The 12,413-nt window shown below is 35.4% G+C and carries 10 protein-coding genes; 5 read left to right on the top strand and 5 right to left on the bottom strand.

What is annotated here, in order from left to right; genetic code table 11:
* Positions 1-49: 49 nt before the first annotated feature.
* From LY01_RS04815 to LY01_RS04805, 3 genes are read left to right on the top strand one after another with little or no spacing between them, the layout of a single operon-like run.
* Positions 50-2,206 (top strand): carboxy terminal-processing peptidase, encoded by a 2,157-nt coding sequence (locus LY01_RS04815; protein WP_104514752.1) that lies wholly within the window; start codon positions 50-52, stop codon positions 2,204-2,206.
* Complete coding sequence (locus LY01_RS04810; protein ID WP_104514648.1) at positions 2,206-3,309, top strand: ABC transporter permease; 1,104 nt, start codon at positions 2,206-2,208, stop codon at positions 3,307-3,309. The genes LY01_RS04815 and LY01_RS04810 overlap by 1 nt, the downstream gene beginning before the upstream one ends.
* Positions 3,310-4,131, top strand: coding sequence for a DNA/RNA non-specific endonuclease (locus LY01_RS04805; RefSeq protein WP_104514647.1), 822 nt, complete (start codon positions 3,310-3,312; stop codon positions 4,129-4,131).
* A gap of 431 nt (positions 4,132-4,562) precedes the next feature.
* Here LY01_RS04805 and LY01_RS04795 read toward each other — a convergent pair whose 3' ends face one another.
* Positions 4,563-5,828 (bottom strand): ABC transporter permease, encoded by a 1,266-nt coding sequence (locus tag LY01_RS04795; RefSeq protein ID WP_211289274.1) that lies wholly within the window; start codon positions 5,826-5,828, stop codon positions 4,563-4,565.
* A 7-nt stretch (positions 5,829-5,835) separates the two neighbouring features.
* Between LY01_RS04795 and LY01_RS04790 the strand changes: the two genes are divergently transcribed.
* The gene (locus LY01_RS04790) at positions 5,836-7,101 is read left to right on the top strand and encodes an exo-beta-N-acetylmuramidase NamZ family protein (protein ID WP_104514645.1); all 1,266 of its coding nucleotides are present in this window, start codon (positions 5,836-5,838) and stop codon (positions 7,099-7,101) included.
* A gap of 225 nt (positions 7,102-7,326) precedes the next feature.
* Here LY01_RS04790 and LY01_RS04785 read toward each other — a convergent pair whose 3' ends face one another.
* The 3 genes from LY01_RS04785 to LY01_RS04775 form a co-directional block, all read right to left on the bottom strand.
* Entirely contained in the window at positions 7,327-8,064 is a 738-nt protein-coding gene (locus LY01_RS04785) for a hypothetical protein (protein WP_104514644.1), read from the bottom strand.
* 33 nt (positions 8,065-8,097) lie between these two features.
* Positions 8,098-9,105 (bottom strand): GTPase ObgE, encoded by a 1,008-nt coding sequence (obgE, locus tag LY01_RS04780; RefSeq protein ID WP_104514643.1) that lies wholly within the window; start codon positions 9,103-9,105, stop codon positions 8,098-8,100.
* Positions 9,106-9,233: 128 nt separating this feature from the next.
* Positions 9,234-10,337, bottom strand: a complete 1,104-nt coding sequence (locus LY01_RS04775) for an adenylate kinase (RefSeq protein WP_104514642.1) — start codon at positions 10,335-10,337, stop codon at positions 9,234-9,236.
* Positions 10,338-10,489: 152 nt separating this feature from the next.
* On the opposite strand from LY01_RS04775, the gene purK reads away from it, so the two are divergent.
* Positions 10,490-11,632: a 5-(carboxyamino)imidazole ribonucleotide synthase gene (gene purK, locus LY01_RS04770; protein WP_104514641.1), complete on the top strand. Its 1,143-nt coding sequence runs from the start codon at positions 10,490-10,492 to the stop codon at positions 11,630-11,632.
* 252 nt (positions 11,633-11,884) lie between these two features.
* Here purK and LY01_RS14985 read toward each other — a convergent pair whose 3' ends face one another.
* Positions 11,885-12,079 carry a hypothetical protein gene (locus tag LY01_RS14985; RefSeq protein ID WP_146080366.1) on the bottom strand — a complete coding sequence of 65 codons (195 nt, stop codon included), beginning with the start codon at positions 12,077-12,079 and terminating at the stop codon, positions 11,885-11,887.
* Positions 12,080-12,413: the final 334 nt, after the last annotated feature.

The following is a 12,413-nucleotide window of genomic DNA, read 5'->3' as shown; positions in this document are numbered from 1 at the left end:
AAATTGGCATGGTTTTTACATGTGTAGAAAGAGACAAATGAAGATCCTTATGAATTTCCTTAAAAATAATTTTATACTAGCGATACTCACATTACTTGTGGCAACGGCTAGCTGTAGTTTTACTAATAATACTATAGACCCTGGAGACAAAGAAAAAGAGCAATTATTAGTGAATTTAATTTCACACGTCTTGAAAAGAAATCACTTTTCACCAGCAGATCTTACCGATCAATTCTCAAAAGAAATTTTTGACAATTACATCAATGATTTAGATCCTGCAAGGAGATATTTTTTAGAAAGTGATTACAAAGAATTTCAGGCATATGAGTATTTAATCGATGATCAAATACGTGATAGTAAGGTAGATTTATTTAATCTAACCTACGAGCGTCTTTTAAAACGTCAGGAAGAATCAGAAAAGATTTTTGCAGATTTAATAGAAACGCCATTTGACTTTACAGTTGATGAGCGTATGGATACCGATTATGAAAAGGCTCCCTATGCAAAAAACAAAGCCGAATTAAAAGATAGATGGAGAAAGTTACTAAAACTAACAGCTCTAGGTACGTATTATGATAAAGTTGAAGAGCAAAAGGAAGCTCTAGAAGAAGATCCTACATCTGAGCAAAAGAGTCTTGTTGATCTAGAAAAAGAAACAAGAGCAGAGATCAAAAAATCGATGTTAGAGAATTTTGACAATAATGACGATGTACAACGTCTGGACTATTTCTCTTTATTTGTAAATTCTATAACTGCTCATTTTGATCCACATACTAACTATTTCCCACCTCAAAACAAAGATCGTTTTGATACTTCAATGAGTGGTAAGTTAGAAGGAATAGGTGCACGCCTTCAAAAGAAAATGGATTACATAAGTGTAATTGAGATTATCTCTGGTGGACCAGCATGGAAAAGTGAATTGATCGAGGTAGGTGATAAAATTCTTAAAGTAGCACAAGAAAAAGATACTACTGCTACCTCTATAGTAGGTATGAGAATAAGCGATGCAGTAGAACTTATAAAAGGCCCTAAAGGTAGTAAGGTAATCTTAACTCTTAAAAGAGTGGATGGCTCTATAGAGGACATCACGTTAATAAGAGATGTTGTTCAAATAGAAGAAACGTTTGCAAAATCTGTAATAGGAAAAGATGAAGGCTTTAGATTTGGTTTCATTAATCTACCTAAATTCTATTTTGATTTTGACGATCCTAATGGACGTGCATCAGGAAACGATATCGCACAGGAAATTAAAAGATTAAAAACTGAAGGTATGGACGGTCTTATATTAGACCTACGTAATAACGGTGGCGGTTCTTTAAGAGAAGTAGTAGAAATGGCTGGACTTTTTGTAGATGAAGGTCCTGTAGTGCAAGTAGCTTTAAAAGATAAAAGAACAAGAACTCTTAGAGACAGCGATAGTGGTGAGGTTCTTTGGGAAGGCCCGCTAGTGATTATGGTAAACGAGTTTAGCGCAAGTGCAAGTGAAATACTAGCCGCTGCTTTACAAGATTATGAGCGTGCTGTGATAATAGGTAGTAAGCAAACCTTCGGTAAAGGAACAGTTCAAAATTTTGAAGACCTTAACCAGTGGGTACGTAATAATGAATATGGTGATCTAGGTGCTGTAAAATTAACTACTCAAAAATTCTATAGAATTAATGGTGGTAGCACACAACTAGAAGGTGTAAAAAGTGACGTGGTAACTCCAGGTAGATATAGTTATATTGATGTAGGAGAACGTGATGAAGAATTCCCACTTCCTTATGATGAAATCGCCAAAGCAGATTATAATAAATTTACAGGCTATTCTAATCTTGCAGAATCTATTCAAAAGGCACAAGAAAGAATAAATAACAACCCTACATTTAAGCTGATCGATGACAACGCAAAATGGTTGAGCGAGCAACGTGATAACAATGACATTCCGTTAAATTTCACAGAATATAGCGAGCGCCTAGATAGGCTAGAAAAAGAAACAGAGCAATTTGACTCTTTAGCTGATTATAAAAACAACTTAGAATTTGATATGCTAACTTATGAGAAGACACTAACTTTAAATGATAGTGCTCTTAAAGATAAACGTGAAGCATGGATGAAAAATCTTAAGAAAGATGTCTATGTTTCTGAGGCTGTAAATGTTCTTAAAGATTTACGCATGAACAATATTAAAAATGATAACAAGACTAAATGGAGCGTTAAGAATTAATGTCTCATAAATCAACATCATTAAGCTCTATCGCGCTCCAGAAGTTCAAAAAAAACTTCTGGGGCGTTTTGAGTTTTATAGTTATTCTATTTTATGCCATCATCGCATTATTTGCATATGTACTCGCACCAGACGACACGCAGTATGCAAATCAAATGCATATTTCCATCCATTCACAGCCTCCAGGTTTTACGGTAAACCTTCTACAACTTCCATCTGTACAAACAGAATCTAGTTTTTGGGACTGGTGGAATGGTAAAACATCCACCATTGAAGAAATCCCTTATTCAGATCTTGATTTCAAAGATGGTAATTTCTATTACCGTCCTTATGATGTAGATGGCAACCTATTGCCTTTTATAGAAGTGCCTTTAAAGTTAGGAGATAAAATGGATTTGTCTCGCTTTCGCGAAAGCTATACCTCTAAAAAAACATTTCTTCTAGGTACAGATAAATATGGTCGTGACCTTTTGAGCCGTATGATGATAGGGACTAGAGTCAGTATTTCTATAGGATTTGTAACGGTTTTTATTTCCTTATTTATTGGAATATTTTTAGGAGCCGTCGCAGGTTATTATGGTGGCAAAATAGACGCTGCTATCATGTGGTTAATCAATGTTACTTGGTCCATTCCTACACTTCTTATGGTAATTGCTATAAGTATAGCTTTAGGAAAAGGATTTCTCACTGTCTTTATAGCCGTAGGTCTAACGATGTGGGTAGAAGTGGCACGTGTGGTACGTGGTCAGATAATAGTCGCCAAAGAATATCAATACGTTACTGCTGCCAAAGCTTTAGGATTTAACAATTTTAGAATTATAACAAAACATATTCTACCTAATATTATGGCGCCTGTAATCGTGATTAGTGCAGCAAATTTTGCTGCATCCATCCTCATAGAAAGCGGACTTAGCTTTCTAGGTCTAGGCGCACAACCACCTATGCCTAGTTGGGGCAGTATGATTAAAGATCATTATCAATACATAATCCTAGACAAGGCGTATCTTGCAATCGTTCCAGGGATTGCTATCATGACCTTAGTAATGGCTTTTATGCTTTTAGGAAATGCTTTAAGAGATGCACTGGACGTAAAAACTAGTTAGATGAGAAAATACATTTACCCTATTATAATACTGGCATGTGCTGCTGTTTATTACACCTATCAAAATAAAGAAAACGAAGCATATTCTGAAGATAACCTATCGCAAGATGAATTTCTAAATCGTGATGTAGATGGTGATGGTATTAAATCACTAGCATTAAAAGATTTCTTACCTCGTTCTAATAATCAAATTGTAAACCACCATACTTACAGTCTATCTTATAACGAAGAACATGAGCAGGCAGAGTGGACAGCGCATGTTTTAAGAGCAAGCGACATAACTAATAACAATTACAAAAGACCTTACTTTGAGGTAGATGACAAAGTAAAAACCAAGGCTGCTCATTGGCGCAATTATAAAAAAAGTGGTTATGATAAAGGCCACCTCGTTCCTGCTGGAGATAGAAAATCTACTAAAGCTGCTCATGACGAGACTTTTCTTACTTCTAACATAAGTCCACAAGAACATGCCTTTAATGCCGGTATATGGAACACACTAGAGCAAAAGACTAGGTATTATGCAAAGCGCTATGATGAGGTTTATGTGATCACAGGATCTGTCCTAAAAGACGATTTAAAGTCAATAGGTTCTGAAGATGTATCTGTACCAGAACAGTATTATAAAATCCTATATCGCAATGACTCTAATGGTGGTAAAATGGTTGCTTTTTTAATGCCACATGAAAAGACTAATAAATCTATTTATGAATTTATCACTAGTGTAGATAAAATAGAAGAGTTAACAGGAACTGATTTCTTTTATCAACTACCAGATTATATTGAGGATAAGTTAGAGGCTGGAAAGACTTCTAAAGGATGGTAGAAGGTAAAATTACTTTCCTAGTCCGATAAATTCTATATAGTTTAGTTCAGATTTATAGACCTCAAAAAGTTGTTCTTTTGATAGATTGATGATAGAATCCTTTAAAGCTTCTTCAACTATTTTTTCTATCTTTAAGGCTTTCGGCTATGATTAATTTTAAGATCAATATTTTTAATAAGCATACTCTGGTAAATCAATTCTTGTTCAAAGTTTATTGCCCTTTTAATTTGAGACACATCTATCTTTTCAAGATTCAATTCAAGAGTTACCCAACATGCTGCTTCCTCTAAACTGTAATTCAAACTATTTTTACTCTTAGAGCTTATTTCACATATCGATTTTTCTTTACAAGAAACTATCATTAAAAAAATATGGTAATAAAAAACGTTTTCAATTCAAAATTTATCATCATTAATCATTTACCATTTAACCTACTCAAACCTCATTGCCTTAACCGGACTTATTTTACTCACTATAAAAGTAGGGATAATCAAGGCTAGCAAACACACTACAAAGGTTCCTAGATTTAAGGCTATAACATGCCACCACGATATATAAACAGGCATCTCGGTAACATGATACGATTGTGGATCTAGCGTTAACGGGCTGAAAAAGTACTGAATTCCTATCAAACCTAGACCTATGACATTCCCTATCACAAGACCTTTGAAAACTAAATTCATTGCATTGTAAAGAAATATTTTACGCACCGTCCAGTTAGACGCGCCTAGCGACTTTAAAACACCTATCATATTAGTACGGTCTAGAATCAGTACTAATAATGCGGTTATCATGTTGATTATACCTACAATAAGAATAATACCTATAATTCCAAAAATATTACCATCTAACAAAGCGAGCCATTGAAATATAGCAGGTAGCTCTTGTTCTATAGTTTTGGCATTTAATTCTGACGGTGTATTTAACTGTATGTTTCTACCTATTTCATCTAGCTGATCAAAATCATTAATAAAAACTTCAAACTTCCCTACTTGACTCTCATCCCATTTATTGATACGTTGTATGTGTTTAATATCACCTACTATAAATTTAGAGTCATATTCTTCTAGACCGCTATCATAAATCCCAGAAACAGTAAAAAATCTAGCTATAGGCTCCTGACCATTTGCTTTCATAAAATAAGTACTCGCTTGGTCTCCTACATTAAGTTGTAAACGCGCAGCAATATCATCAGAAATTAATACATCAAAAGAAGTGTCCTCCTTATTTAATTCGGGCAACTCACCTTCTATTAGAAAATCTTGAAGATACTGCCAGTTGTAATCTGTACCAACTCCTTTAAGTATGATTCCTTCAAAGTCAGTTGCTGTTCGTATCATACCTCCTTTAGTTGCGATAGCCTGTATATGTGTTACCGCTGGCACATTTGCAAAGTCAGGATAAAAATCTTGTTCTTTTGAGATAGGTTTTACCGTCGTTACAGAATTATTGCGATCATATAACGAAATACTTACATGTCCATTAAAGGCACTTACCTTCTCTTTTATTTTTTTCTGTAGGCCTACACCAGTGGCAATAGCAATAAGCATCACAATAATACCTATGGCAATTGCTGCTATCGCAATTTTTATTATCGGCGCACTTACGCTATTTTTATAACTTGTACTACTTTGTACCCTTTTAGCAATGAAATACTCTAGATTCACTTTTTCTCCTTCTATATTCAAATATACCATAATCGCTATGGTCATAGGAATAACTTCTTGTAATTCTAAGATCAATGGTAATAATACACCTACATCTCCTATTGAAGAAGAAATCATTCTCCAAGATAATCGCAATGAACAGCTTCTAGTAGACGCAAATAACAACGATCCCATACCTGCGGCTTATTTGTTAGGCGATTGGATAGAAAAACTAAAAGGTAAAAGAGTTGCCATAGTAGGTAATCAAACCAGTGTTGTAAAAACGCAAGACACCATTATTTCTAAAGAATGGAAAACTAAAGAAAAACTACGTTACACACATCTTGTAGACACTCTTTTAGCACATGGCATAGACATTAAAAGAGTATTTGCACCAGAGCATGGCTTTAGAGGCACTGCAGACGCTGGCGCGACGATTAAAGACGGTATCGACTCACAAACTGGGCTGCCTATTATTTCTTTATACGGTAAAAATAAAAAGCCTTATAAAAAACAATTAGAAGACGTAGACGTTGTCCTTTTTGACATACAAGACGTAGGCGCACGTTTTTATACTTACATCTCTACGCTACATTATGTCATGGAGGCCTGCGCACAGTACGACAAAAAATTGATTGTTCTAGACAGACCTAATCCTAACGGTCATTATATAGACGGTCCCATTCTTGAGCAAGAGCATCAGAGCTTTGTAGGTATGCATCCTGTTCCCGTCATTCACGGTATGACTATAGGAGAATACGCCCTCATGATTAACGGAGAAAACTGGCTAGAAAATAATCTAGTAGCAAACCTAGAGATCATTGAATGTAAAAACTACACACACGACTCTTCGTATAGCATACCTATAAAACCATCTCCTAACCTACCTAATGACCAGGCTATAAATCTATATCCTAGTCTTTGCTTCTTTGAAGGTACAGATGTAAGTGTAGGCCGTGGTACAGAGATGCAATTTCAAGTTTACGGTTCTCCATCACTGGTAAAATACACAGACTTTGACTTTACACCTACGCCTAATGTAGGTGCCAAAAGACCTAAATTTAACGGGAAGAAATGCTACGGTGTAGATCTTAGAGATTATAAAAAGCTAGATCATTTAAACTTAGAATTTTTGGTAGACGCTTTCGCGAAAGCGCCATCAAAACAAAACTTCTTCAACTCATTTTTTACTAAGCTAGCAGGAACAAAAACATTGCAAGCACAGATCGAGAAAGGCATGACCGCACAAGAAATAACAGCAACCTGGGAGAAAGGACTAGAAGATTATCAAGAAATTAGAAAGAACTATTTACTGTATAAATAAAAAACATCGCTCATAAATAATCATCGTACGGTGGCAATGAATGAATGAATGAATGAATGAATGAATGATAACTAATTAACTCATCTTAGTTTTATTTAGCACGTTTACAACTGAGCAATGGTGAAATATGCTAAGTAATTTGAGCTATAAAATTTAGTATACCAAAAAGCTAAAAGCCTGAATCTTTAAAAGATTCAGGCTTTTATGATAGTATTTAAATACTATCTAGTTGTCTCTGACCATGTATAATAAAATCTCATCTTCTATTTGTGAGACTATCATAAAATTATCACTTACTTGATGAATTCTATATACAATCTTTTCATCACCAGAATTTGAAGTACCTACTAGGTCGTTATTATCATGATTAATTTTAAACTTTTGAGTAGTACCGAATCCACTTACCCCTAGCTCTACCTCTTCACTAGTTTTAAAATGAAGCGTTATCATTAACCCCACCATTTCAAACATCTCTGCACCTTCAGACTCATTAACAACTCTTACTTCTTCTACCTTCCATTTACCTAGAAGCAACTCTTCGTTTATCGTCTCGTTTTTATAGCTGGTTTCTTTTAAATATGTATAAGTTTTTACCGCTGTAACATCGCCTTTTATCAAATAAAAGCGCATATTCCTTAAAGAATAACGAGCTTCTTTTTCAGATAATATCTCTAGAGAACCTTCTTCTAGTTGTAGCGTATTACCTTCTTTAATGTAAGTAGCCTCTGTCTCTTTTCCCATGAACTTATTTACATAAGTACCGTCTTCTTTAAAAACTAATTTATAAGAAGCAAACATGTTTGAAACGGTGCTAATTCGTTTTTCTAGTTCTTCAGCACTCAAGACACCATCATCAATAGCCTCACGATCCACACGGTTAAAACTCCATGTTCCTAAAAAATCTTGCGCTGTACTTAATGTACAGGTCAATAAGATTACTGTAAGAATAAACTGTTTAATCATTTTTAACTATTTTCAAGATTAGGAAATTGCAATCTACTCGTTCAACATCGCCCATAGACGATCTTTTAACTGTGTTAAATTATGCTGTGAAATAGAAGATATAAACATATAAGGCGCTCCATTAAAAGCTCCTTCATTATCTAGCTCTTCTCTCATTTGCTCCATCAACTCTTCGTCCAGCATGTCGGCTTTTGAGATCACTACAAAACGTTCTTTGTCTAGCATCTCTGGGTTGTACTTTCTCAACTCATTTACTAGAATGTCATACTCTGCACTTATATCGTCAGAGTCTGCAGGAACAAGAAATAGTAAGGTAGAGTTACGCTCAATGTGTCTTAAAAAACGGTGACCTATTCCCTTTCCTTCTGCAGCGCCTTCTATAATACCAGGAATATCTGCTATTACAAAAGTTTTATAATCACGGTATTCTACAATACCTAGATTAGGCTTTAAAGTAGTAAACTCGTAGTTAGCTATTTTAGGTTTTGCTGCTGTAAGAACAGAAAGTAATGTAGATTTACCTGCATTAGGAAATCCAACCAGACCTACGTCTGCAAGAATTTTAAGTTCAAAAGTTACATCTAGAGATGTACCATCCATTCCTGTCTGCGCATAACGAGGTGTCTGTCTGGTAGAGGTTTTAAAATGCCAGTTACCACGACCACCTTTTCCACCTTCACAAAGAATAAAATCGGCACCATCTTCTAGAATCTCATGTACCACAAGACCAGTTTCTGTATCTCTAATAACGGTACCTAATGGCAATTCTATTATAATATCCTCACCATCGTACCCAGTTCTACGTTGCTTTGCACCGTTACCACCTTGAGCAGCCTTAAAGTGGCGTTTGTATTTAAAATGATAAAGTGTCCATAGATTTTTATTTCCTCTAAGTATGATATGACCACCACGACCACCATCACCACCATCAGGGCCACCTTTATCTATATATTTTTCCCTGTGTAAGTGAGTACTTCCTTTACCGCCACGGCCAGATTCTACAGTTACCTTTGTATAATCGACAAAATTTCCTTCAGTCATAGTTCTATGTTCAGTTAAACGGTTTTTAAAAAACCATTTTTTGTTCTCAGTTAATAGTTAACTGAGTATTTATAATATTTGAAACCGTTTCCCTAGACCAGAAGGGGATAGTTTCTACTTGTTACTTTTTAAAGTTTATCAAACTCTACACTTAAACGCTCTGTAATAGCATCCATAGATCCTACTCCATCCACGCCGTAATATTTACCTTGCGCTTCATAAAAATCTTTTAACGGTGCAGTTTGCTTGTAATAAACCGAGATACGATCTCTTATCACACCTTCATTAGCATCATCTGGGCGACCGCTGGCTTTACCTCTTTCTAGAAGACGTTCTACTAGAGCTTCATCATCTACTTCTAGAGCAACCATTCCAGCTATCTCTGTATTTTTTTGAGATAATAATTCGTCTAGCGCCGTTGCTTGTGCATCTGTTCTAGGAAAACCATCAAAAATAAAACCTGCAGCATCTGGTGTTTTTTCCACCTCGGCCTTAAGCATCTTAATAGTTACCTCATCCGGCACTAGGTTTCCTTTATCCATAAACGACTTTGCCAGCGTCCCTAATTCAGTACCGTTTTTAATATTGTATCTAAAAACATCTCCTGTAGAAATATGAATTAAACCATATTTGTCTTTTAGACGAGTTGCTTGAGTTCCTTTTCCTGCTCCTGGAGGGCCGAATAAAACGATATTTTTCATGCGTTGAGTTTGTACGTAAAGTTCGGGCAAATTGCGCCCTAAATTATTATAATCCATGCCGTATCCCACGACAAATTTATTTTCTATTTCCTGCCCTATATAATCGATTTTCAACTCTCGATCATACACTTCTGGTTTAAAAAAGAGCGTTGCTATTTTAATCTCTAGAGGATTGTGTTCGGCTAGCTTTCGCGAAAGCTTCTCTACCGTCAGACCACTATCTACTATATCCTCTACGATAACAACTGTCCTACCTGCTAGATCTACATCTAGCTCGTTACCAAACTCTACGACACCAGTAGAACTAGTACCGTCGTAACTTTTTGCACGCAAGAAACTTATCTCACATTCATGATTAAATTTACGAGTCAAGTCGGCAAGGACCATGTAACTACCATTTAATATTCCTAAAAATACGGGCTTTTTATTTGATAAATCTTTGTTGATTTGAGACGCAAGATTATCTACAGCAGCAGCTATTTCTTGTGCGCTCAAAAAGGATTTAAAATAAAGATCGTGGATCTTAATCACTATAGTTCATTTTTTGCAAAGATACTATTTAGTAAGCAGTTGACAGTATCTGTTAGCGGTGGTTATTAGACTGATAAACTAATCGGTTTAAATATATATAATTCTGTTTCTATTTCAAGTTAGGTTTCAATTTAACCACTTATTTTTGAAACATGAAACAGACACAATTCTCTTCAGGTTTTACATTAGGTATTTTAGGCGGTGGACAACTAGGCAAAATGATGCTTTACACTACTAGAAAATGGGACATCAACACTTATGTGATGGATAAGGACGATACGGCACCGGCTTTTCAAGGCTGTGACGTTTATTTTGAAGGAGATATTATGGATTATGAATCTGTAATGGAATTTGGTGAACAGGTAGATGTTCTTACTGTAGAAATAGAAAACGTAAACGTGCAAGCGCTTCAAGATCTAGAAGATAAAGGAATAGCTGTTTCTCCTAGCGCCAAAGTTCTTAATCTTATAAGGAATAAAGCGCGACAAAAATCTTTTTACCTAGATAAAAGCATCGCGACTGCAGCCTTTGAGGTATACTCTCAACCTAATCTAGAACACCAAAGAAATTATCCTTTTATATGGAAAAGTGCTGAAGGTGGTTATGATGGAAAAGGTGTCAAAGTAATACGACAAGCTAGTGACCTAGAAGACTTACCTCAAGTAGAGTGTATTTATGAAGATATGGTCGATTTTGATCTAGAACTAGCTGTAATCGTTGCTCGTAATGCAAACGGAGAGATGAAAACATACCCAGTAGTAGAGATGGAGTTCCATCCTGAGGCAAATCAGGTGGAATATGTCATATGTCCAGCACGTATTAACATGGATATTTCTGACCGTGCGAGAGAACTTGCTTTAGAAGTTTCTGAAGCTTATGAACATGTAGGCTTACTTGCAGTAGAAATGTTTCTTACTAAGTCTGGCGAGCTACTAGTTAATGAAGTAGCACCAAGACCACATAATTCTGGACACCACACTATAGAAGGATCTATTACAGACCAATTTGAGCAACATGTAAGATCCGTTTGCAATTTACCTCTAGGCGCTACAGACAGTACAGTTGCAAGCGTAATGGTAAATCTAGTAGGAGAAGAAGGTCATACTGGTAATGTAATCTACGATGGTATAGAAGATATTCTTGCCATGCCAGGTGTAACACCTCATATCTATGGTAAAAAAGAAACTAGACCATTTAGAAAAATGGGACATGTGACTATAGTCGCAGATGATATAGTCGCTGCTCGTGAACTTGCTGAAGTCGTAAAAGGAAAAATTAGAGTTATTGCGGAGTAGTGAAAATGGTTTATTGAATTTCCACACTTTATGAGAAATTTGATGATACCTTTTCTTGATTTTCACACGTATAAATTCCCACAAAAATAGAAAACGGCTAAATCGTAAGTTCGTTATATAAATCGGTTGTTAGTGATGAAAACCTTTTAGGTTGCCGTTCTAATATTTCATCTAATTTCTAGCTCTTTTTTTATTGGCGAAACCTTACAGATCAAAGTAGGACATGAAATATAGAATACAAAAGAGATTAAATCAATTATCATCAGAATCACTTTTCTTTTTAAATTGCTTCATTTTCCACCTTCCATAAATAGCAAAACCCAGAATAAAAATCACAATCCCAACGTAAACATGCCAGTAGCCTTCCATCGGTCTACCTGGAAGTCTACTGGTTGTTTTATGAGGTGACAACTGTAACAATAACATGGTCAATTTGACAAAATGCATAATTTATAATTGAGTGTCTAAAATTACGTTCTTCACCATCATTTTTTATCAAGATATTTTCTAATAACAAAGCTGTATAACAATCCAATCTCGACTATGGAGTCGATAAGAAGTGCAACTTTCCACATCTCTGGTTTGACACATTCATTACAACAGCCATTATCAGGAAGGTAATGCCATTGCGTTAGTAAATTCATAAATAACGTGAGTTCGACATAATAATATTAGGCTATTTGCTATCGGGAAAAACCTTATAAGTTAAGGTAGCGCTTTGGTTTCCATTTCCCAAAGATTTGAAATTCAACACCTCCAATTAAATATCAAATTGAAACTG

Origin of the sequence: Nonlabens xylanidelens (assembly GCF_002934445.1) — a bacterium.
GTDB lineage: Bacteria > Bacteroidota > Bacteroidia > Flavobacteriales > Flavobacteriaceae > Nonlabens > Nonlabens xylanidelens.
This window is presented reverse-complemented; position numbering and strand designations above follow the sequence as displayed.